Source organism: Streptomyces sp. AK02-01A (assembly GCF_033795305.1).
In the GTDB taxonomy this organism is placed as follows: Bacteria; Actinomycetota; Actinomycetes; order Streptomycetales; family Streptomycetaceae; genus Streptomyces.
Genome location: NZ_JARBAE010000002.1, coordinates 397,712 through 418,706, shown reverse-complemented (window position 1 = coordinate 418,706; position 20,995 = coordinate 397,712). Strand labels below are relative to the sequence as shown.

21 protein-coding genes and 1 other RNA gene are annotated in these 20,995 nt (G+C 70.5%); 12 read left to right on the top strand and 10 right to left on the bottom strand.

Going from position 1 to position 20,995, the window contains the following annotated elements:
* Nucleotides 1-32 precede the first annotated feature (32 nt).
* Nucleotides 33-599 (top strand): type 1 glutamine amidotransferase domain-containing protein, encoded by a 567-nt coding sequence (locus PV679_RS04290; protein ID WP_319678620.1) that lies wholly within the window; start codon nt 33-35, stop codon nt 597-599.
* Between the two features lie 28 nt (nt 600-627).
* On the opposite strand, the gene PV679_RS04285 is transcribed toward PV679_RS04290, so the two are convergent.
* The 4 genes from PV679_RS04285 to rnpB form a co-directional block, all read right to left on the bottom strand.
* A complete protein-coding gene (locus PV679_RS04285) occupies nt 628-1,047 on the bottom strand; it encodes a PPOX class F420-dependent oxidoreductase (RefSeq protein WP_319678621.1) in 420 nt (139 codons plus the stop codon).
* A 433-nt stretch (nt 1,048-1,480) separates the two neighbouring features.
* Entirely contained in the window at nt 1,481-2,140 is a 660-nt protein-coding gene (locus PV679_RS04280; protein ID WP_319678623.1) for a hypothetical protein, read from the bottom strand.
* Between the two features lie 166 nt (nt 2,141-2,306).
* A complete protein-coding gene (locus tag PV679_RS04275) occupies nt 2,307-3,494 on the bottom strand; it encodes an XRE family transcriptional regulator (RefSeq protein WP_319678744.1) in 1,188 nt (395 codons plus the stop codon).
* 289 nt (nt 3,495-3,783) lie between these two features.
* An RNA gene (gene rnpB, locus PV679_RS04270) (RNase P RNA component class A) lies at nt 3,784-4,184 on the bottom strand.
* 160 nt (nt 4,185-4,344) lie between these two features.
* Here rnpB and yaaA point away from each other — a divergent pair.
* Together yaaA and eda are read left to right on the top strand one after the other, a co-directional pair.
* Nucleotides 4,345-5,151 (top strand): peroxide stress protein YaaA, encoded by an 807-nt coding sequence (gene yaaA / locus PV679_RS04265; RefSeq protein ID WP_319678624.1) that lies wholly within the window; start codon nt 4,345-4,347, stop codon nt 5,149-5,151.
* A 74-nt stretch (nt 5,152-5,225) separates the two neighbouring features.
* On the top strand, nt 5,226-5,855 hold the full coding sequence (gene eda, locus PV679_RS04260; protein ID WP_319678625.1) for a bifunctional 4-hydroxy-2-oxoglutarate aldolase/2-dehydro-3-deoxy-phosphogluconate aldolase: 630 nt from the start codon (nt 5,226-5,228) through the stop codon (nt 5,853-5,855).
* A gap of 71 nt (nt 5,856-5,926) precedes the next feature.
* On the opposite strand, the gene PV679_RS04255 is transcribed toward eda, so the two are convergent.
* From PV679_RS04255 to PV679_RS04230, 6 genes are all read right to left on the bottom strand, one after another.
* Nucleotides 5,927-6,094, bottom strand: coding sequence for a GNAT family N-acetyltransferase (locus tag PV679_RS04255; protein ID WP_416069640.1), 168 nt, complete (start codon nt 6,092-6,094; stop codon nt 5,927-5,929).
* Between the two features lie 65 nt (nt 6,095-6,159).
* The gene (locus PV679_RS04250; RefSeq protein ID WP_319678626.1) at nt 6,160-6,963 is read right to left on the bottom strand and encodes a GNAT family N-acetyltransferase; all 804 of its coding nucleotides are present in this window, start codon (nt 6,961-6,963) and stop codon (nt 6,160-6,162) included.
* 83 nt (nt 6,964-7,046) lie between these two features.
* The gene (locus PV679_RS04245) at nt 7,047-8,348 is read right to left on the bottom strand and encodes a bifunctional RNase H/acid phosphatase (RefSeq protein ID WP_319678627.1); all 1,302 of its coding nucleotides are present in this window, start codon (nt 8,346-8,348) and stop codon (nt 7,047-7,049) included.
* 3 nt (nt 8,349-8,351) lie between these two features.
* Nucleotides 8,352-9,095, bottom strand: coding sequence for a zinc ribbon domain-containing protein (locus PV679_RS04240; protein WP_319678745.1), 744 nt, complete (start codon nt 9,093-9,095; stop codon nt 8,352-8,354).
* The gene (locus PV679_RS04235) at nt 9,092-9,976 is read right to left on the bottom strand and encodes a Nif3-like dinuclear metal center hexameric protein (protein ID WP_319678628.1); all 885 of its coding nucleotides are present in this window, start codon (nt 9,974-9,976) and stop codon (nt 9,092-9,094) included. Before PV679_RS04235 ends, PV679_RS04240 begins: the two co-directional genes overlap by 4 nt.
* Nucleotides 9,977-10,168: 192 nt before the next feature.
* Entirely contained in the window at nt 10,169-11,209 is a 1,041-nt protein-coding gene (locus PV679_RS04230) for an iron-siderophore ABC transporter substrate-binding protein (protein ID WP_319678629.1), read from the bottom strand.
* Nucleotides 11,210-11,450: 241 nt separating this feature from the next.
* On the opposite strand from PV679_RS04230, the gene PV679_RS04225 reads away from it, so the two are divergent.
* The 9 genes from PV679_RS04225 to PV679_RS04185 all read left to right on the top strand — a co-directional run bounded on the left by PV679_RS04225 (nt 11,451) and on the right by PV679_RS04185 (nt 20,863).
* Complete coding sequence (locus PV679_RS04225) at nt 11,451-12,677, top strand: hypothetical protein (protein ID WP_319678630.1); 1,227 nt, start codon at nt 11,451-11,453, stop codon at nt 12,675-12,677.
* A gap of 145 nt (nt 12,678-12,822) precedes the next feature.
* Nucleotides 12,823-12,996 carry a hypothetical protein gene (locus PV679_RS04220; RefSeq protein ID WP_319678631.1) on the top strand — a complete coding sequence of 58 codons (174 nt, stop codon included), beginning with the start codon at nt 12,823-12,825 and terminating at the stop codon, nt 12,994-12,996.
* A gap of 281 nt (nt 12,997-13,277) precedes the next feature.
* Entirely contained in the window at nt 13,278-14,279 is a 1,002-nt protein-coding gene (locus PV679_RS04215) for an ABC transporter ATP-binding protein (RefSeq protein ID WP_319678632.1), read from the top strand.
* Nucleotides 14,279-14,998 (top strand): ABC transporter permease, encoded by a 720-nt coding sequence (locus PV679_RS04210; protein ID WP_319678633.1) that lies wholly within the window; start codon nt 14,279-14,281, stop codon nt 14,996-14,998. The genes PV679_RS04215 and PV679_RS04210 overlap by 1 nt, the downstream gene beginning before the upstream one ends.
* 254 nt (nt 14,999-15,252) lie before the next feature.
* On the top strand, nt 15,253-15,894 hold the full coding sequence (locus PV679_RS04205; protein WP_319678746.1) for a response regulator: 642 nt from the start codon (nt 15,253-15,255) through the stop codon (nt 15,892-15,894).
* Nucleotides 15,895-16,190: 296 nt separating this feature from the next.
* A complete protein-coding gene (locus PV679_RS04200; protein ID WP_319678634.1) occupies nt 16,191-17,969 on the top strand; it encodes an MFS transporter in 1,779 nt (592 codons plus the stop codon).
* Nucleotides 17,970-18,209: 240 nt separating this feature from the next.
* The gene (locus tag PV679_RS04195) at nt 18,210-18,797 is read left to right on the top strand and encodes a class I SAM-dependent methyltransferase (protein WP_319678747.1); all 588 of its coding nucleotides are present in this window, start codon (nt 18,210-18,212) and stop codon (nt 18,795-18,797) included.
* Nucleotides 18,798-18,891: 94 nt separating this feature from the next.
* Nucleotides 18,892-19,833: an N-acetylmuramoyl-L-alanine amidase gene (locus PV679_RS04190; protein ID WP_319678635.1), complete on the top strand. Its 942-nt coding sequence runs from the start codon at nt 18,892-18,894 to the stop codon at nt 19,831-19,833.
* Between the two features lie 193 nt (nt 19,834-20,026).
* The gene (locus PV679_RS04185; protein WP_319678636.1) at nt 20,027-20,863 is read left to right on the top strand and encodes a DUF5336 domain-containing protein; all 837 of its coding nucleotides are present in this window, start codon (nt 20,027-20,029) and stop codon (nt 20,861-20,863) included.
* The last annotated feature ends 132 nt before the right edge of the window (nt 20,864-20,995 follow it).

Below are 20,995 nucleotides of genomic sequence, written 5' to 3'. Positions count from 1 at the left end.
ACCTGCCCGACTGGGCCGGACAAGGAATCCTCATGACACACCACGATCTGCACGGCCGCACCGTGGCCATCCTGGCCACCGACGGAGTCGAGCGAGTGGAACTCGAAGAACCACGCGGCGCCCTGCACGGCGCCGGCGCCCGCACCGAACTCCTCTCCATTCACGACGGCGACATCCAGGCACGCCAATTCGACCTGGATCCGGCCGGGAGCTTCGCCGTACAGCGCCTGGTGTCCAACGCCAGGCCCGAGAACTACGACGCGCTGCTGCTGCCGGGCGGCACCATGAACCCCGACCAGCTACGCATGAATCCCGACGCGCTCGCCTTTGTGAAGGCATTCGTCGCCACCGGCAAACCGATCGCCGCCATCTGCCACGGCGCATGGACTCTCGCCGAGGCCGACGTCGTACGGGGACTGCGGCTGACCTCCTGGCCCAGCATCCGCACCGACCTGCGCAACGCCGGAGCGAATGTCGTCGACGAGGAGGTCGTCATCGACCGCCAGTTCATCACCAGCCGCTCTCCCGACGACCTGCCGGCCTTCTGCGCGGCCATCGTCGAACGGTTCGCCGAGTCCCGCCAGCCGCAAGCGGCCTGATGGCCGCAGCACCGCGCGGAAGCGCGCGTCAGCCGGGCTGGCCCGTGTCCTTCAAGGTGCCCCAGCCGTGCCAGCGGTCGACCTCGATCCATGCGTTGATCCGCCGGCGGGCCCGCTCCGGGTACGGCTTGCCGAGATATCGCTGGGCCAGCCGGTCGCTGTCGGCCAGTCCCTCGTCCTCGCTGATCTCGGTGACGCGGCCGATGATGCTGATGTGCGTGTACCAGTTGCCCTCGTCGAGCACCGTGAGCGTCACCCGAGGGTCGTTGCGCATATGCTCCAGCCGCTTGCGGCCCTCATCCATGTTGACCAGCGCCCGGCCGTTCTCCCACAGATACCAGGTGGCTGCGGACACCGGCTGGCCGTCCGAGCGCAGAGTCGTGATGACGGCCGGGTTGGCCTTCGCCAGCAGGGCGACGGCCTCTTCGGGAAGCGGCGGTTTCGACATGAGACATCCTCCTTGACGCGTTGCCGCGTGCCATTGCGGATCACCACCATGATCATCCCTGCCATGCGCTGTGTCCGCTTCCCGGAGGCGGCTGCCCTCCGCGCACATGCCGACACGCCGCCGGGCCTCCCGCCGCTCCGTGGCACCGACCGCTACAGTGATCACACGACGCGGGTACGAATCCCGCCGCCGGCCGTCCGGCGCAGTCGAGCAGGCGAGATCAGGGCCCCCACCACGGTGGGGGCCTTCGTCGTGCCTCTTCGTCGCACGGACCGGGCCGTCCAGTCACCATTCACCCGGTGGCAACGGGAACGCGGTCATAAGCAGCGTATGAACAGAGCTATCTATCGAGCTGAGCGTCATCGCCACGGTACCGTCCTTGATTTCCGCTCGACAGGCATCGCGAAGCACATAAAGCGTCGAAAAATCGAGACTAATCATCCACCCTGCGCGACCGCCATTCCTTGAAACAAACAGCCAACGAAGTCCGCGTGTACGGTGGAAGTCCATCGCCAAACCCACGCAGCTTCTCGTAGACTTTCTTCAATTCACCCTCAGTGGGAAACTTACCGAATTCCACTGCCATTCCCAGGACGTCTTCCATGGTGAGGACGTCAAGACCACGGACCGCCGCGAGGGCCTGGCCACCCTGGTCATCGATGGCGACATAAACCTCGTGCCCCAAGTCCTGGTGATGGACTCCGTGAGCCACTACGACTGCTTCACCAAGGTCCTTCGACTCCCGCAGGGCGTCTTCGAGTTGACGGCCTCGTACGTCCTCGAAGACCTCGACCACACGGCTCGGCGCCGACTCGGCCTCGATCGCCGGGAGAATCCGTATGTATCGGCTGCTTGTGAGCCGGGACCACCTGAGCTTGAGTCCCTCGTACTTCCTGTCCTTACGGGTGACTTCGTCGCAGACTTCCTGCGGTACCAGAAGCACCAAGTCGGCCTTCTGCAGGACATCAATCAGCAGGCGCTGAAGGTTGGCGCCGACGAAGTGCACACAGATGACCGCGTCCAGAATGCAGACCGGTTCCAACTGCTCTGGCGATACATCCTCGTTGGATGTATCGCCCTGTTCCTCGGACAAGCCCCCACCCCTCCGACGCGTACGTCGGAACTACTCTACTAGGGCGGATTTAGAAGTAGTGCCGTCCGCCCGCAGAGCAGGCTCGCGGCATCTGGCGCGTACGTTCACAGGGCGGAGGATCGTTCTCGTACAGACGTACGCGGACGACTCGGCAAACACTCCCTTTCTAGCCCTTCGCCAACCCACGAGCGACCAGCCGCGAGAGATTGGCACGCCTGGGAGTCAGAGGCTCGGGAAGTATGCCGGCTTCCCTTAGCCTCTCTTCGACTTCCTCTGGCTTGCGGCCTTCAAGCATGGCGAGAGCTCGAACCCCAATAAGATTCTGACGATATGCTTCCACCGCGCGTTCAAGGATGCGCCTCGGGGCCCGTACCGCCTCGGCGGCCTCTTGTTCCTGTTCGTATGCCGGCCCCCATCCGTACCGCTGCGCCAATTGAGCGCCGGTCGGACCTCGCAGCTCTCTTTTCCGCTCTGTCGTGATGAGCGCCATTGCCTCAAGCTGAATGAGAATCACGATGAAGCTGACCCGGAAATGACGTGCCAAACGTGCGACCGTGCGTTCGTCCAAACTGTCATTCTCGGGGAGGCGCTCAGCGGACAGCCAGGCTTTGATGCCGTCCTCAGGCGCCAAGAGGTGACGGGCGAAGGCGTCACATCGTTTCTCGCCCGGGGTCCTGGCCTCGCTCAACTCATGCACTTGCGCCCCGTCATCCCACAGAAGATGGCCAAGCTCGTGAGCGAAACTAAAACGCTGGCGTTCCGGGATGTCACACGCGCGGACGGCGATGAGCGTGGTCTCACGCTCTGGGTCAGTCGCGGTGAACCCTTCGGCTGTCCTGGGTAGCTGCAACACCGCCGTGTCGACGCCGGTGAGTTGCTCGATCAGTTCATCGACATCAGCAATGGGAGCGCAGCCGAGACGAAGAGCCTTTCGTACACATTGAGCCAGGTCCTTGGCCTGTCGCTGCAGTGAGAGCTGCTCGTCCGGCACGGGTAGCAAACCGCTCGGCTTGCGTCGCTGTGCCGCACTGGGCCCCAGCTTGTCCAGGCGAGCATCCAGCTCCAGCACTTCGAGGGTGTGCCGCAGCGCCTCCTCGCGCTCCTCAGCCACCACCTCATTGGTTCGTGCCGCGATCCGGACTCGGGTGCGCACAGGATTTCCGCTGGTCAGCAGCCGCACAGGAACGTCCAGTGCCACTGCGAGGCAATCCAGTTCAGCGAGCGTCACGTTGGCGCGGACGCCCTTTTCGATGCGGTTCAAAGTCGGCTGGGAGAGGTGAGCGCGAGCAGCGAGGTCGCGCTGGTTGAGTCCAGCGCGCTCACGTTCACGGCGGATCCGCTCCCCCACAAGCATGAGATCCACGTGGCACCTCCTTCTGAATCAATTCTACCGGCCTGATTCAAGATGGCCAGTGGTATGTGTACCACCCGGCACTGACACCGAGAGGGCTGTCATGGTTGGCCGGCCGGAGAATCACCTGCGGCGCACCGGTGCGCCGGGCCTTCCGGGCATCAGCCCGGCGCCACCCTTCGCCGGATGTGCGGCCTGGCTGATGAACGTGCCGCTCGCACCCCTGGGAGCGCTGCCTCGGTGGGCAGCCCGATCGTTCACTTCGGCCCGTACATAAAACCGCAAGCGACGGCAGACGAGTCGGGCTGTACGCCGGATTTTGTCGCCCGGTCGCCTCGCGGCGGCCGGGGAGACGGCCATCCATCTAGGACCGGCGTTGCCGCCGGCCTCGTGCGGTCTACCCGCGGACTCGGGCGGGCAGCCCTCAGTCGTCCGCGCAGGGCCATCAGCCGATGGCCCCTCTTGACCTTGCTCCGGGTGGGGTTTACCAAGCCGTCCGAGTCACCTCGGACGCTGGTGGTCTCTTACACCACCGTTTCACCCTTACCGAGGACCGAAGTCCCCGGCGGTCTGTTTTCTGTGGCACTGTCCCGCGGGTCGCCCCGGGTGGGCGTTACCCACCACCCTGCCGTATGGAGTCCGGACGTTCCTCGGCAAGATCGAAGATCTTGACGCGGCCGTCCGCCCGGCTCGTCTGCCGTGTCGGCCATGTTACCCGGCGGGAGCGGAGCGGTACGCATCGGCGCCGGTGGCCGGCCACCGTGAAGGACCGCGTCCGCCGGGGCCGCGGAGGTCACCTACGCTGGCGCTGGAACCGCTCCGCCGTTCCGTATGCCGTCCGAGGAGAACCACCGTGCTCGTGCTGTTGCCGCCTTCGGAAGGAAAGGCCGCTTCCGGACGCGGCACTCCGCTGAGGCCGGAGTCCCTGTCCCTGCCCGGTCTGGCCGCGGCGAGGGCCGCCGTGCTGGACGAGCTGGTCGCGCTGTGCGCCGCGGACGAGGAGAAGGCGCGCGAGGTGCTGGGCCTGAGCGAAGGGCTGCGCGGCGAGATCGCGAAGAACGCGGAGCTGCGCACGGCCGGCACGCGTCCGGCAGGCGAGATCTACACCGGCGTGCTGTACGACGCACTGGACCTGGCCACGCTGGACACCGCCGCACGACGGCGGGCCGGCAAGTCGCTGCTGGTCTTCTCCGGGCTGTGGGGCGCGGTACGGGTGAGCGACCGGATCCCGTCGTACCGCTGCTCGATGGGCGTACGGCTGCCGGGGCTCGGCGCACTGGGCGCGTACTGGCGCGCGCCGATGGAGTCGGCCCTGCCGGAGGCGGCCGGCGAGGGACTCGTACTGGATCTGCGTTCGTCCGCGTACACGGCGGCGTGGAAGCCGAAGGGTGAGCTGGCGGGACGTACGGCGACGGTACGGGTGCTGCACGCGCAGACCGACAGGACGACCGGAGTGGAGAAGCGGTCCGTGGTCAGCCACTTCAACAAGGCGACCAAGGGCCGGCTGGTGCGGGACCTGCTGTCGGCGGGCGTCCGGCCGAAGAATCCGGCGGAGCTGGTGGAGGCGCTGCGCGAGCTGGGGTACGCGGTGGAGGCGACGGCTCCGGCGAAGACGGGCCGGACCTGGGCGCTGGATGTGGTGGTGACCGAGATCCACTGAGGCCCTCGCGAGAGCTTGTTGCATGACACGCAACGCTCGTTGCACAGTCTGATGGCGCCCGGCAGGATAAGGACATGACCTCCGTGCTGGACCTCGCGCCCGTGATCCCTGTTGTCGTCATCGGCGATGCCGCCGACGCCGTGCCTCTCGCCCGCGCTCTGGTCGCGGGCGGACTGCCCGCGATCGAGGTGACGCTGCGGACGCCGGCCGCGATCAGCGCGATCCGCGCGATCGCGGCGGAGGTGCCGGACGCGGTGGTCGGCGCGGGCACGGTGATCACGCCGGACGCGGTGTCCGAATCGGTGACGGCGGGCGCGCGCTTCCTGGTCAGTCCCGGCTGGACGGAGGCGCTGCTGGCCGCGATGAAGTCGTCCGGCGTGCCGTTCCTGCCCGGTGTGTCGACGGCCTCGGAGGTCCTGGCGCTGCTGGAGCGCGGAGTGACGGAGATGAAGTTCTTCCCGGCCGAGGCGGCGGGCGGCACTGCCTATCTGAAGTCCCTGGCCGGTCCCCTCCCCCAGGCCCGGTTCTGCCCGACGGGCGGCATCACGGCGGAATCGGCCCCGTCCTATCTCTCCCTGCCGAACGTCGGCTGCGTAGGCGGTACTTGGATGCTCCCGGCGGACGCGCTGGCGTCGAAGGACTGGGACCGGGTGGAGTCGCTGGCGCGCGAGGCGTCGACGCTGCGCCTGAGCAGCCAGTCCTGAGCCCGCCCGTCCTGAGCCGCCGGTCCTGAGCCGCCGGTCCTGAGCGGCCGGTCCTGGAAGTCCTGGGCCACTCAGGCGATGTCCCCGCCGCCGCCGAAGTCCAACGAGACGAACTCCGCCATCGGCCGGTATCCCAGGCGCCGGTACAGCGCGTTGCTCGTCGGATTGGCCACATCCGTGAAGAGCACCACCTCGTCGGCGCCCGCCTTCCGCGCGGCCTCGCTCACCGCGGCCGTCACCGCTCCCGCGTATCCCTGACCGCGCAGGAGCGGCGGGGTAGGGCTGTCCCGTCATCCCTGGTGGATCAGCGCGCGGCGTCAGATGCGGTGCATCGCAAGGCGGAGGGGCGCCCGAATACTGGACGTATTCGGGAGTTCCGACAACGCGGCGAGGCGCCGTAGCTGTCGTCGCGCGCCCGCCGGGGACGACGGGACAGCCCTGAGACGGGAGCGATCCGGATCTGTCCCGCGACCAGCGGTGTACGGCCCGCCATCGATACCGGCAGGCCCTCGGCCTCCCAGAGCAGCAGGCGTCCCTCCTCGATCCGCCGGGCCGTCGCCGCCGTGTAGTCCGTACCGGCCGGCTCCCCGATGTCCGCGGCGAACGCGCTCATCCACTCCGCCGCCCGCGCGGTGTCCTCGGTATCCGCGAGCCGCGCCCGGCCCCGGGGCGCGGGCCGCGGCGGAGTCAGTGCGCCGAGGCGGAACAGCCGCATCCCGACAGAGCCGCCGGGCCCTTCCGCTCGTACGACGCCGCCGGTCCACTCCTCGGCGAAGGCCGCCGCGCTCTTCCGCTCGCCGCGTACTCCCGGCACCGGCCGGCCGCTCGCTCGCAGCGCGCCGGCCAGTTCGGCCGCCGCCCGCGCGCTCATCGGCCCGAGGCCCGGCGGCTGCGGCGGAGTCTGGATGAACGCGCCGCTCACCGGGGCGTTTTCGCTCTCCCGCCACCAGCCGAACAGCGCGGGAGCGACGGCGGCGCCCGGCACGCCGTCGCCGCGCAGCGACTCGCTGACGGTCAGCAGTACGGTGTTCCGCGCCGGATCGCGGCTGAGCCACGAGTCCGCGGCGCGGCGGAACTCCTCGACGTCCTCGGTCAGTTGCCAGGTCATGCCCGATGGTCCTACGCCGCTGTCTTCCGCCGCACACGCTTTTCCCGGCCGCCGGCGCGGTGAACTGTCACTGACCTGGGCTGTCAGCGCAGATGGGAGGTGTCGTTCAGCAGCCGCACCGAGGCGTTTCCGTCCGCGTAGTACGCCACGGCCGACAGTGAGGCCGCCGACAGCTCCATCCGGAACAGCGACTGCGGAGGTGCGCCCAGGGCCAGCCGGACCAGGGTCTTCACCGGCGTGACATGCGTGACGACGAGCACCGTCCTGCCGCGGTGGCCGTCGAGCAGCCGGTCGCGAGCGGCCGCGACCCGCCGTCCCACGGTCGCGAAGCTCTCGCCGCCGCCCGTGGGCGGCGCGGCGGGCGATGCGAGCCAGGCGTTCAGATCGTCCGGATACCGCTCCCGGACCTCCGCGAAGGTCAGACCTTCCCAGGCACCGAAGTCCGTTTCGCGCAGGCCCTCTTCGACGCCGACGTCCAGGCCGAGCCGGGTGGCCACGGCCTCCGCCGTCTGGCGGCAGCGGCCGAGCGGCGAGGAGACGATGGACTGCACGGTGCCGCGTGCGGCCAGTGCCTCGGCGACGGCCTCGGCCTGGCGCAGGCCCACCGCCGACAGGTCCGGATCGCTGCCGCCGCTGCCCGAGAAGCGCTTCTCGGGAGTGAGCGCGGTCTCGCCGTGCCGCAGCAGGACGAAGGTGGTGGGGACGCCGAGGTCGGCGGCGGCGCCCCAGCCGACCGACGGAGTGGCCGCGGAGGCCCGCTCCGGCGCGGCGGGCTCGGTCAGCGCCGTACGTCCGGCACCGCCCGGTGATCCGGTCCGTCCCGCCAGGGCCGCTCGCGCCCTCGCCGCGCCCGCCGCCGCGTCACCGGGCGGACCGGCCGGCGGCGCGGTCGAGGCGGCCGAACGCGCCGCGGCTGCGTCCAGCGCCGCCGTGGACGCCGACGGCTCCCACCGCTTGCCCTTCTTGCCCGCGTCCATCGCCTCGTTGGCCAGCCGGTCCGCGTGTTTGTTCTTCTCGCGCGGGATCCACTCGAAGGTGACCTGTCCCGTGGGAAAGACCCGCGCGGCCTCGGCGGCCAGCGGCTTCATGTCCGGGTGCTTGATCTTCCAGCGGCCCGACATCTGCTCGACGACCAGCTTGGAGTCCATCCGGACATGGACCTCGGCGGCCGGATCCAGGGCCTTCGCGGCGCGCAGACCGGCGAGCAGTCCCTTGTACTCGGCGACATTGTTCGTGGCGACACCGATGTACTCGGCGGCCTCGGCGAGCGTCTCTCCGGTCACCGGGTCGAGGACGACGGCTCCGTAACCCGCGGGCCCCGGGTTGCCCCGGGAGCCGCCGTCGGCCTCGACGACGAACTTCGGAGTCCGCTGCGGCTCCGGCATCCGCTACAGACCCGAGTCGGCGGTACGGACCAGGATGCGGCGGCAGTTCTCGCACCGCAGCACGGTGTCCGCGGACGCGGCCCGGACATCGTTGACCTCGGTGATGTTGAGTTCGAGCTGGCAGCCCTCGCAGCGGCGCCGGTAGAGACGGGCCGCGCCCACCCCGCCCTGCTGCACCCGCAGCTTCTCGTACAGCTTCAGCAGATCGGCCGGGATGGACGCGCCGACGACCTCGCGCTCCTTGGCCACGGAGGCGGCCTCAAGGTCGAACTCCGCGACGGCGGCGTCCCGGCGCGCGACCGCGTCGTCGGCCTTGGCCTGGACGGAGGCGACACGTTCCGTCAGCTCGGCCACGCGCTCCTGGGCGGACTCCCGGCGCTCCATCACTTCGAGGACGACGTCCTCCAGGTCGCCCTGGCGCTTGGCGAGCGAGACGATCTCGCGCTGGAGGTTCTCCAGGTCCTTGGGCGAGGTGACCGCGCCCGAGTCCAGGCGCTGCTGGTCGCGTACGGCGCGCTGGCGCACCTGGTCGACGTCCTGCTCCGCCTTGGTCTGCTCGCGGGCCGTGTCGCTCTCCTCGGTCGTCGCGGCGACGAGCAGATCGCGGAGCTGGACGAGATCCTTGTTCAGCGACTCGATCTCGGCGTGCTCGGGCAGCGACCTGCGCTTGTGGGCGAGCTGCGACAGCCGTACGTCGAGGGCCTGGACGTCGAGGAGTCGGATCTGGTCGGCGGGGGCGGCGTTCAGTTGGGGGCTCCTGGGGAATCGGCGGAGGCGCTCGAAGCGCCCGCTGGAAGGACGGTGGCAGGGGCGAGGCTGGAGGACCAGGGATCGGTGACCGTCTTCGAGACATGGACCCGCAGGTCCCAGCCATGGCGGTCGGAAATCTCGTCGAGCTGGGCGGCGGCCTGCTCGCACCAGGGCCATTCGGTGGCCCAGTGCGCGGCGTCGATCAGTCCGAGCGGTGAGTGCTGGACGGCCTCGGAGGCGGGGTGGTGGCGCAGGTCCGCGGTGAGGAACGCGTCGACGCCCGCCGCTCTGACCTCGTCGAAGAGACTGTCGCCGGAGCCGCCGCTGACCGCGACCGTACGGACGAGGGCGTCCGGGTCACCGGCGACCCGGATGCCCTGCGCGGTGGCGGGCAGCCGGTGCGCGACGCGCAGCGCGAAGTCGCCGAGAGTGGCGGGGCGGTCGAGCTCGCAGACCCTGCCGAGGCCGCGCCGGCCGGCCGGGTCGGTGGGATCCGGCACGAGAGGCCGCACGATCCGCAGGTCCAGCGCGCCCGCGAGGGCGTCGGAGACGCCGGGGTCGGCGCTGTCGGCGTTGGTGTGGGCGACGTGCAGCGCGATGTCGTGCTTGATGAGGGTGTGTACGACGCGGCCCTTGAAGGTGGAGGCCGCGACCGTCGTCGTACCGCGCAGATAGAGCGGATGGTGCGTGACGATGAGCTGGGCGCCGAGTGTCACGGCTTCCTCGGCGATGTCCTGGACGGGATCGACGGCGAACAGGACGCGCGTCACCGTGGCATCGGGATCACCGCAGACCGTCCCGACGGCATCCCACTGCTGGGCCCGCTCGGGAGGCCAGAGGGCGTCGAGAGCGGCGAGGACTTCGGACAGACGGGGCACGTGGGAAAGGCTACCTGTCCTGGGTGCGCCGCCCACCATGGCTCCGGCCGCGCGAACGGCCACCGGCCGCCCGGGTCGCCGTGCGGTGCGGCCGGTGTGGACCGGGGCCGCGCGGCTTCCCGTGGCGCCGGGCCGGAGCCGTGCGCCACGGAGCCGTGCGGCCCCGTGCGGCGGTCGTCGCCGGCCGTCGTACTACTTGACGAGATAGCCGCGGAGGTCGTCGAGGACCAGGTTGGCCGCCGTGACGCCCAGGCCCAGATACCAGGTCTCGTCCTTGACGTCCTTCGCCTGGCCGGCCTTGACCGCCTTCAGGTTCTTCCACAGAGGGTTGGAACGCGCGGTGTCCCGGTCGGTCTTCTTCGCGTCGCCGTACACACCGGTGAAGATCCAGTCGGCGTCCGCGTCGTCGATCTTCTCCGGGCTGATCTCCACGGCCAGATCGTTGATCTGCTGGTTCGCGGGCCGCGGCAGACCGACGTCCTGGAGGATCGTGCCGATGAAGGACGCCTTCGCGTAGAGCCGCAGCCGGCCCGGCATGTAGCGGACCATCGAGACGCTCGGCTTGTCGGGGCCGATCGCCGCGCTCAGGTCGGCCGCCTTCTTGTCGTACGCGGCGAGCGCGGCCTTCGCCTCGGCGGTGCGGTCCAGCGCCTGGGCGTTGAGGAGGTAGTTCTCCTTCCAGGTGAAGCCCGGCCGGATGGCGAAGACCGTCGGAGCGATCTTCGCCAGCTCCTGGTACTTGTCGGCCGCGCGAAGCTGACTGCCGAGGATGAGGTCGGGCTTGAGACCGGCGATCGCCTCAAGGTTGAGATTGTTGATGGTGCCGACGTTCTTCGGTTCGCCCGCGCCCTTCTCCAGATAGCTGGGGATGGCCTCGTCACCCTCGGTGGGCGCGTATCCGACCGGCTTGACGCCGAGTGAGACCACGTTGTCGAACTCACCGACGTCGAGCACGACGACCCGCTCGGGCCGCGCCTTCAGCTCCGTCTTGCCCATGGCATGCGTGATCGTGCGCGGGAACTGGCCCGGTTCGGCGTCGGTGCCGTATCCGGCCGTCTTCTTGGCCGCGTCGGCGAAGTCCTTGCCGCCCGTGGCGACGGCGGCCTTCTTGCCGCCGGCGTCGTCGGACTTGGCGGAGCCACTGCTGGAGGAGTCGCCACTGCCGCAGGCCGCGAGGGAGAGCGCGGCGGCGAGGGCGACGACGGCGGCGGCGCCACGGCGTCGTATGGACATCTACATGCTCCTGATGGAGAGGTCGAGCAAGGCGTGCAGGCGAAGAAGAGCGATGCAGGGCGGTGCTCAGGGTGGTCACTTAGGCGTGCCTTACCTTAACGGTGGCCCTCCGGACCAGCACACCCACCCCCGCACATTCAGGCGAATCGCGGCGTGGCCACCCTTATGTGTGAAGTAGACGCTCCCGTGCTGTTCGGCAGGAAGTGCGAAAACTAGCTTCGTCGCCGGAGGTGACGAACCGATGACAGCCTGTGCCATCGAGTTGACCGCCGAGGACGGAGCGGTACGGCGTACGGAGTTCGCGATGACGGCGGACGGGACGTATGCCGCACGGCTGACACTCGGCCGGCCCCGGAACGGCGGAGACGTCGGCGACGACGCGGGCGGGGACGCGTGGTTCCCGGAGCGGTGGACCCTCGACGGGCCCGAGCCCTATGCCGTGTCCCTTCCGCTCGACCAGCCGGAGGAGCCCGGCACCGAGGTCCTTCCGCTGGCCGACGGGCGGGTGCTGATCCGCCGTCGGGTCGCTGACCGGCATGACTTCTCCCTGCTGTATCCGACCGGACCGGGTACGGGGCAGCTCCCGGTGGGCGCGATCGGCTGTCCGGAGCTGACGCTGCTGCCGCCGTCGCCGGACGGCCGGTGCGTGTACGCCCTTTCGCCGGGTGAACACTCCACCGCGGTCTGGCTGGTGGCGGACGGCGGGCGCGGACCCGAGCGGGTCGCGGAGGTCCCGGGCCGCTGCTCGGGCGGCGTATGGCTGGACCGTACGGGCCGGATGCTGGCCCTGGACCGGGAGCGGGACGGTGTGGTGAAGGCCGTCGTCGTCGACCTGGAGCGCGGCGGCGAGGTGTCGCCTCTGTTGCAGATCACGGAGGAGAGCAACGACCGGCTGCTGCTCGCGGACGCCGACAGCGGACTGCTGCTGATCCGCTCGGACGCGCCCGGCCATGACCGGCTGGGCTGGGGCGTGCTCGGGAGTCCGCGGCCGGTGCGTTTTCCCGAGAGCCTGCGGCAGGCGGACTGCGCGGTGACACCGTTCGCGGTGCAGCCGGGACAGGCGCTGATGCCGGAGAGCTGCGCGGTGGCGTTCCGGATCGACGGCGCGGCGGGTAGCTGGGTGGGAGTGTGGCGGCCGATGGGCCGTGGGCTGCGTCAACTGCCCGCGCCCGAGGGATGGCTGGCGGGCGCAGGGCTGTGGACCCGCGAAGGTGTGCTGCGGCTGCCTTACGCGACAGCGGCGGTGCCGTGCGGGCTGGCCAGCCTCGTGACCGACGCACCCGGTCCCGGAGCCGGATTCGAACCGCGCTCCGGCGGCGGACCGGGCTCCGGATCCGGCGTGATCACGGAACCGGCGCGAACGGAATCCGCGGACACGGAACCGTCCGGCGCTCCGCGCACTCCTGTGATGTGCAGGCCGGTGCCCTTGCAGCAGGCGCCGCTCACCGGCCGGGCGGCACCTGGATAGACTTTCGCGGGGGCTACGCAGCCGTACCGACCGGACGCCGTCGGTGACTGTGATGTGGACAGTGACCGTGCCGTTGTCGGGGTGGTACGGGACGGCTGGTGCCCTGTGCCACGCAAGCAGCGATCACGACGGGGTGACTTCCCACATGTCTGAAGCCCGAACCGACACGACCCAGAAGCGCCCGCAGGGAACGGCGGCCGACCGGGACGAATTCGGCAACCACGGCAAGCACCGAGGAGGTGCGGCCTCGACGGAGGACTCGATGTCTCCGGCGTACGGCCGCCACCGCCGACCAGCGGAAACCAGCAACGCGGCCTGACGGCCCACGCGTACACCGAGAGGCCGCCGCGGCAGCTCCGCGCCGGCCTCTCGGCATGCCCGGCCGCACCGGGACGCGTCCAACACGGCGTCCAACACCGGTCGTACGGAGCGGAATTGACGTCACGTCATGCCGACTCATCCGGAGCCGGAGACCCAACGGCCTCTCTCCCGGCGCCATTCGGTGATCCGCGCCGCCGCCGACGGCGGAACATCGGTACTGGCCACGTCCGTACACGAACATCTGTCGGGACCACGGGTCTGTTCCGTAGCGTCATCGGCATGACGCAGACAGCGGACACCTCGCCCGCGGTGAGCTTCACCGGCGTGGTCAAGAGTTTCGGAACGGTCCGGGCGGTCGACGGAGCCGGCCTCGACATCCCGCGCGGTGAGACCGTCGCGCTGCTCGGACGCAACGGCGCCGGCAAGTCGACCGCCATCGGGCTGCTCCTCGGGCTCGACGAGCCGGACGCCGGCGCCGTACGGCTCTTCGGCCGCCCGCCCGCGCGGGCCGTCGCGGCCGGGCGGGTCGGAGCGATGCTTCAGGACGGCCGGCCGATCCGCCGCGTGACCGTGCGGGAACTGGTCACATTTGTCGCGAGTACTTTTCCGCGTCCGCTGCCCGTGGCCGAGGCACTCGCCCTCGCCGGGCTCACGGAACTCGCCGGCCGCCGCGTCGACAAGCTCTCCGGCGGCCAGATACAACGCGTCAGATTCGCGGTCGCGCTGGCCGGCGGCCCGGAACTGATCGTCCTCGACGAACCGACCGCCGCCCTCGATGTGGAGGCCCGCCGCGCGTTCTGGGCCTCCATGCGCGCCTATGCCGACCGGGGCAACACCGTGCTCTTCTCGACGCACTATCTGGAGGAGGCCGACAGCTACGCCGACCGGATCGTCGTCATCGACCACGGCCGGATCGTCGCCGACGGCACCAGTGAGCTGATCAAGCGCTCGGCCGGCGGCCATCTCGTCGCCTTCGACCTGCCGGACGGCGCGAGCGGCGACGACACGGAGTGGCTCGGGCTGCTGCCGGGCGTGGTGTCGGCCGAGATACGCGGCGCTCGCGCCCGGCTCCGCTCGGACGACTCCGACGCCACCGTGGTCGCGCTCGCCGGGCTCGGCGCGATCCGCCGGCTCGAAGTGTCCCCGGCGACCTTGGAGGACGCCTTCCTGACGCTCACACGGAAGACGGCGGAACGCCTCCACGAGGCAGCCACGGAGAACGCCGGAGAGAACGTGCCGGAGAACGCCACGGAGAGCGTGCCGGAGAAGGAGACCGCGTGATGCTGGAGTACATCAAGCTCGAAGTGCGCCGGACGCTGCGCGATCCCGGCTTTGTCATCTTCGGTGCCGGGATGCCGGTCCTGATGTATCTGCTGTTCACCAACCTCGGCGGAGGCGGCGACGACGGCTGGAAGACCACCTCCATGGTCGGCATGGCCGCGTACGGTGCGCTCGGCGCGGCCGTCAGCACCGGCACCGGCATCGCCGAGGACAAGTCCCTCGGCTGGCTGCGCCAGCTCCGCGTGACACCCATGCTGCCCCGTCAGGTCGTACTCGGCCGCGCGATCAGCGGCTCCGTGACGGTCCTGCCCGCGCTGCTGGCGGTGCTCGTCGCGGGAGCCGTGGTCAATGGCGTACGGCTCGGCCTCTGGCAGTGGGCCGCACTGACGGTCCTGCTGTGGGCGGGCGCGCTGCCCTTCACCTTGCTCGGCATCGCGAACGGCTACCGGCTCTCCGCCCAGACGACCGGCGTGGTGAACACGGGCTGTCTGATGGGCCTGGCCATCATCGGCGGGCTGTGGTTCCCGGCGGACGCCTTTCCCGGCTGGCTGCGTTCGGTCGCCGAGTACACACCGGCCAACCGGTTCGCCGACCTGGGCTGGTCCGCCGCGCGGGGCACGGCCCCGGGCGCCGTCACCGTCGCGGTCCTGCTCGGCTGGCTGCTCGTGTTCGGCGCCTACGCCGTGGTCTCGTACCGCCGTTCGGCGAGGACGATATGACACCGCGGACCTCCCGGCAGCCGAGAGGGATAAAAAGGCCAAAAGCCTAAAAAGGCCACAGAATCCAGCCGTTCCCGTCCACCGCCGAACGGGCCGGCTCCTGGCGGGTGTCGCGCGGCTCCAGGACGGTCTCCGCCGGACGGACTGTCCGCCGGGCGGTGAGACAGGACCGTCCCGGCGAGCCGGCGTCACCGGCCCGGGCGCATGCCCGCGCCGGACGGCCCGGGCCGCCCTACCCTGTGCTCGTGACGGAGATGCCCCGGGACCGCAGGCCGGCCACGCGCGTACGCGTCCTTCTCGCCGAGGACCAGAGCATGACGCGCGGCGCGCTCGCGCTGCTGCTGGGCATGGAACGGGACATCAAGGTCGTCGCCCAGGTCGGCACCGGCGACGCCATCGTGGAGACCGCGCTCCACTCGCGTCCCGATGTGGCGCTGCTGGACATCGATCTGCCCGGCCTCAGCGGGCTGGACGCCGCCGCGCTGCTGCGGGACGAGGTGCCCGACTGCCGGGTCCTGATCCTGACGACCTTCGGCCGGCCCGGCCATCTGCGGCGGGCCATGGCGGCGGGAGCGGCGGGCTTCCTGGTCAAGGACGGTCCGGTGGAGGAGCTGGCCACCGCGATCCGCCGGGTGCTGACCGGCGAGACCGTCATCGACCCGGCCCTGGCAGCGGCCGCGTTGAGCGCGGACCCGAACCCGCTCACGGCGAGGGAGCGGGACGCGCTGAACGCGTCCATGGACGGCGCGGACCTCGCAGACATCGCAGACATCGCGGCGAAGCTGCGGCTGCCCGAGTCGACCGTACGGAACTCTCTCTCCTCGGCCATCGGCAAGACCGGCGCCAGCGACCACACGGAGGCGGTACGCACCGCCCGCCGACAGGGCTGGCTGTGACCGCGCGACGGCGCCGACCGGTCTGACGGCGCGGGAAGATACCACGGCCGGTTTCGCGCCCCACGAGCGCCCCCGCCATGCACGCCTGACGCACCGTCAGCACAACCGCTTCGCGGGCTTCAGGTGCTGTTCGTAACACGTTCGTCGGAATATCGCGCCGCCAGTGAAGGTTTCATGGTGCACCGACTTCATGGAATCCCCGCGCCGACTTCACGGACAACGCTGTCCGGCCAGGGCCCGCGCGCCCGCCCGCATCTCATTCCCATAACACCTTTTGCCGCCCGGAGGCCGCACGAATGCCGCAGACGACGACCGCTCAACACGCCGGGACTCGCCCGGACTCACGGGAACGGGGCACCGGCGGTGTCGTCCCCGTCCTCGCCTTCGCGGGCATCACCGTCGCGGTGATGCAGACCCTGCTCGTACCCGTCATCAAGGATCTGCCCACACTGCTCCACACGGAGCCCGCCAACGCCACCTGGGTGATGACGGCGACACTGCTCGCCGGTGCGGTCTCCACACCGATCATGGGACGGCTCGGCGACCTCTTCGGCAAGCGGCGGATGCTGCTCGCGAGCCTCGCCGTCATGGTGATCGGCTCGCTGATCTGCGGATTCACCGACGATCTGGTCATCATGATCGTCGGCAGGTCGCTCCAGGGCTTCGCCATGGGCGCCATACCGCTCGGCATCGGCATCATGCGCGACGAGCTGCCGCGCGAGCGGCTCGGCTCGGCCATGGCGCTCATGAGCTCCTCCATCGGTGTGGGCGGCGGTCTCGCGCTGCCCGCGGCGGCCCTGGTCGCGCAGAACGCCGACTGGCACGCGCTCTTCTTCGGCGCCGCCGGTCTCGGTGTGCTGTCGATGCTGCTCACCGTCTTCTTCGTACCCGAGTCCTCGGTACGCGCCCCGGGCCGGTTCGACTGGCTCGGCGCGCTCGGTCTCTCCGCCGGACTCGTGGCCCTGCTGCTGCCGATCACCAAGGGCAGCGACTGGGGCTGGGGCTCGTCCACCACTCTCGGACTCTTCGGCCTGGCGGTGGCCATCCTGCTGCTGTGGGGCGTGATGGAGCTGAGGAGCTCCGCGCCGCTGGTCGATCTGCGCACCAGCGCCCGGCGTGAGGTGCTGCTCACCAACCTCACGTCGATCATGGTCGGTGTCGCCTTCTACGCGATCTCCCTCGTGCTGCCCCAGCTTCTCCAGCTCCCGGCCTCCACCGGATACGGCCTGGGCCAGTCGATGGTGGTGGCGGGTCTGTGCGTGGCACCGCTCGGCCTGACGATGATGTTCACCGCGCCGCTCTACGCCCGTATCTCGGCCAAGCACGGCCCCAAGGTCTCCCTGATGCTCGGCATGCTGATCATCGGCATCGGTTACGGAGCGGGCCTCGGCCTGATGAGCGCGGCCTGGCAGACCATCATCATCTCGGTGGTCGTGGGCGCGGGCATCGGCCTCGCGTACTCCTCGCTTCCCGCGCTGATCATCGGCGCCGTCGACCCGTCGGAGACGGGCGCGGCCAACGGTCTGAACACGCTGATGCGCTCCATCGGTACCTCGGTGTCGAGCGCCGTCATCGGCATGGTGCTGGCGCACACCTCGGTCCAGTCCGGCGGGATGGCGGTACCGACGATGAGCGGCTTCCGTATCTCGTTCGTCATCGCCACCGGCGCGGTGATCGGCGGTCTGGTGCTGGCGTCGTTCCTGCCGTCGCAGCGGGCGTCGAGGACGGCGGCCGCCAAGTCCCCGGCCGGCGAGACCAGGCAGCATCCGACGCTGGTCGCCGGATCCGGCGGCTTCCGGGGACGCGTGCTGGACGCCGAGGGCATGCCGGTCCCGCGGGCGAACATCACGCTGATCGACCGCCGGGGACGGCAGGCCGGCCTGACCGTCGCCGACGAGGACGGCCGCTACACGCTGCTCCCGCCGTCCGACGGTGACTATGTCCTGGCCGGCTCGGCCACCGGTTACGCGCCGCACGCGTGCCCGGCGGTGTATCCCGGCGGCGGCCGTCCGGTCGATGTCGATCTGGTCCTGGCCCTGAGCGCTCCGGAGCGCCGGGCAGTGGTCCCGTCCTGATCCAGGGACCACCGGAGCGGACCCGCAGGGCCCGCTCCGGTGGTCCTTCCGGCCCTCGGCCACACCCCGGCGCCTTCGCTCCCGTCGGTGTACGGCAGCATGGGCGGCCACACCGCGTACCAGCGGGAGGAGAGTGCGTTGGCCGTCGGGACCGAACCCCAGGCACCCGCCGTCCAGGCATCCGAGCCGCCGGAGCCGCCGGCCGGGATTCTCGCCGCCTTCGAGGCGGCCAAGGGATTCATGCCCGTCCATGAAGGGCTGGCGCTGTACGCGGCGGCGGTCGGCGCCGGCGCGCTCGGCCTGCCGCTTGTGGAGATCGGCACCTACTGCGGGCGCTCCACTCTGCTGCTCGCCGCCGCCGCCAAGGAGGCCGGGACGGTCGCCGTCACCGTCGATCACCACCGCGGCAGCGAGGAGCAGCAGCCCGGCTGGGAGTACCACGACCCGACCGTGGTCGACCCGGAGACCGGTGTGATGGACACGCTCCCGGCCTTCCGCCGCACGCTTCACCGGGCCGGTCTCGAAGACCAGGTGATCGCGGTCGTCGGCCGGTCGCCGCAGGTGGCTCAGGTCTGGGGCCGCCAGGTCGGCCTGGTCTTCATCGACGGCGGCCACACCGACGAGCACGCCAACGGCGACTACGAGGGCTGGGCGCCGCATCTCGCCGAGGGCGGGCTGCTCGTCATCCACGATGTCTTTCCCGATCCGGCGCACGGCGGCCAGGCTCCGTACCGCGTCTGTCTGCGAGCCCTCGCGTCCGGCGCCTTCACCGAGATCTCGGCGACCGACTCGCTGCGCGTGCTGCGCCGTACGGCCCCGGGAATCTGACCGGCCGGTCCCGGCCGACCGTGCCGTGCCGGCCGGCGCCGGACGCCGCTCCGTCGTCCACGGAGATCGGCCACGCAGGCCATAGCATCGCTGTGTGTCGTACGACGAGAGCAAACCCCCAGCCCGCCGCCGCTTCGGCCGGAGCAGTCTCACCGTCGCGGTCACCGTACTGGTGCCGACCGCGCTGGCCGGATGGCTCGTCTGGCAGGGAGCGAGCGGTCCCGGAAGCGGAGGTCCGGCCGCCGCGACGGCGGCCACCGGCACCTCCGCGGCGGCGGCCCCGGGCGTCGGCGATGTCGCTCCCGGCGGCACCGGACCGACCGGTTCGCGTGCCGCCACCGAATCCGCCGCACCCGCCGCCCGCCCGCTCGCGGGCAAGGTCGTGGTCATCGACCCGGGCCACAATCCGCGCAACCGCGATCACACCGCCGAGATCAACAAGCCCGTGCGCATCGGGACGGGCAGCAAGGAATGCGACACCACCGGCACCGCGACCAACGGCGGCTACGCGGAGGCCCGCTTCACCCTCGATGTCTCCCACCGGCTGCGGACACTGCTCCAGAAACAGGGCGCGACGGTCACGTTCACGCATGACAACGACCGCCCGTTCGGTCCCTGTGTCGACGAGCGCGCCAGGATCGGCAACCGGGCGAAGGCCGATGCCGTCGTCTCCGTCCACGCCGACGGCTCCGCGGCCGGCAATCGCGGCTTCCATGTGATCCTGCCCGCGCTGGTCAAGGGCGGCGGCGCGGACACCACGGCGATCGTGGGCCCGTCGCGGAAGCTGGGCGAACGCGTCGTGGACAGTTTCGCGCGGGCCACCGGCAGCGCGCCGTCCAATTACCTCGGCGGCGGCACCGGGCTGGATGTACGCGAGGATCTCGGCGGCCTGAATCTCTCCACCGTGCCCAAGGTCTTCGTCGAATGCGGCAATATGCGCGACTCGAAGGACGCCGCTCTGCTCACCAGCGCGAAATGGCGGCAGAAAGCGGCCCGGGGTCTGGCGGACGGCATCGGCGCGTTTCTGGCGAAGTGACCGGGCGGACCCGGCCGTTCAGCCGCCTCGTAACAGGCCGGAACCGGGCCTGATACCCGGCAGACGCCCCGACCGGGCAGACGATACATTCATCCGTACGATAGGGAGCCGCCCCCGAGCTTCGCACCGCGCACCGCCGCACCGGCGACCGCGACGACCGCCCCGACGAGACAACTGACGAAGGACTTTTCACGTGAACATCCGCTCCCTCACACGAGGCGACGGCGTGGTGATCGGAGCAGCGGTGTTGCTGTTCATCGCCTCGTTCCTCAATCTGTACGAGTCCAGTGCCTTCGGGTCCGAGAACGCCCCGAACGCATGGGACTCACTGGGCACCGTGATGAGCATCCACCTGGCCGGGGTCATCGCCGCGGCACTGATCGTCGCCTCCCGCGCACTGCCGCAGCCGCGCAAGATCGCGGGACTCGACCTCGGGCAGTTCGGTATCGCGCTGGCGGTCTTCGCGGCCTGGACCGCGCTCTGGTCCCTGATCGGCCTGGACGGCCTCGACGCGGGCAGCGGTCTGATCCTCGGCTTCATCGCCGCTCTGATCCTCGCGGCCGCCGCCGTCGCGACGCCGCTCCTGCCGCCTCTGAAGGCTCCTCTCCTCGGCACGCCGAGGCCGGCGGCTCCGGCTCCGTACGCCGGACAGCCGGGCGGGCCCGGACAGGGTTACGGCTACCCGGGCGGCCAGCAGCCGTACGGCACACAGCCGGGCCAGCCCCAGCCGTACGGTGCCCAGCCCGGCTCCTTCGGCGGGCAGCAGGGCCAGTCCCAGCCGGGCCGGCCGTCGGCGGGCGGTCAGCCGCAGCAGGGCGCCGCTCCGGCGGCCGACTTCGCGCCGTTCTGGTTCGCCGTGCCGGTGGCCCGTCCGCTCTACGGCGAGGACGGATCGCCGTCGCCGATCGCCGAGCTGGCGCCCGGCACCTGGTACCTCGCGGTCGAGCAGCGCGGACCCGGCCTGGTGGCCCAGACTCAGGACGGCCGCCGCGGTGTCCTCCAGGACACCTCCGGCATCCAGCGCGGCTGACCTCGCGCCTCAGCACCACGGACCGCGGCCCTCGCCCTCCCGGCGAGGGCCGCGGCCGTGTCGGCTCATCTGGCGTGCTGTCAGAGAACGCGCGAACGGCAGGCGCCGTCCCGCGTCCGGAACCCGGCCGCG

Coding starts and splice junctions, on each gene's coding strand:
- PV679_RS04290 (WP_319678620.1), top strand. CDS start 33: ATGACACACCACGATCTGCACGGCCGCACCGTGGCCATCCTGGCCACC.
- PV679_RS04285 (WP_319678621.1), bottom strand. CDS start 1,047: ATGTCGAAACCGCCGCTTCCCGAAGAGGCCGTCGCCCTGCTGGCGAAG.
- PV679_RS04275 (WP_319678744.1), bottom strand. CDS start 3,494: ATGCTTGTGGGGGAGCGGATCCGCCGTGAACGTGAGCGCGCTGGACTC.
- eda (WP_319678625.1), top strand. CDS start 5,226: ATGACCTCCGTGCTGGACCTCGCGCCCGTGATCCCTGTTGTCGTCATC.
- PV679_RS04250 (WP_319678626.1), bottom strand. CDS start 6,963: ATGACCTGGCAACTGACCGAGGACGTCGAGGAGTTCCGCCGCGCCGCG.
- PV679_RS04245 (WP_319678627.1), bottom strand. CDS start 8,348: ATGCCGGAGCCGCAGCGGACTCCGAAGTTCGTCGTCGAGGCCGACGGC.
- PV679_RS04230 (WP_319678629.1), bottom strand. CDS start 11,209: ATGTCCATACGACGCCGTGGCGCCGCCGCCGTCGTCGCCCTCGCCGCC.
- PV679_RS04225 (WP_319678630.1), top strand. CDS start 11,451: ATGACAGCCTGTGCCATCGAGTTGACCGCCGAGGACGGAGCGGTACGG.
- PV679_RS04220 (WP_319678631.1), top strand. CDS start 12,823: ATGTCTGAAGCCCGAACCGACACGACCCAGAAGCGCCCGCAGGGAACG.
- PV679_RS04215 (WP_319678632.1), top strand. CDS start 13,278: ATGACGCAGACAGCGGACACCTCGCCCGCGGTGAGCTTCACCGGCGTG.
- PV679_RS04210 (WP_319678633.1), top strand. CDS start 14,279: ATGCTGGAGTACATCAAGCTCGAAGTGCGCCGGACGCTGCGCGATCCC.
- PV679_RS04205 (WP_319678746.1), top strand. CDS start 15,253: ATGCCCCGGGACCGCAGGCCGGCCACGCGCGTACGCGTCCTTCTCGCC.
- PV679_RS04200 (WP_319678634.1), top strand. CDS start 16,191: ATGCCGCAGACGACGACCGCTCAACACGCCGGGACTCGCCCGGACTCA.
- PV679_RS04195 (WP_319678747.1), top strand. CDS start 18,210: ATGCCCGTCCATGAAGGGCTGGCGCTGTACGCGGCGGCGGTCGGCGCC.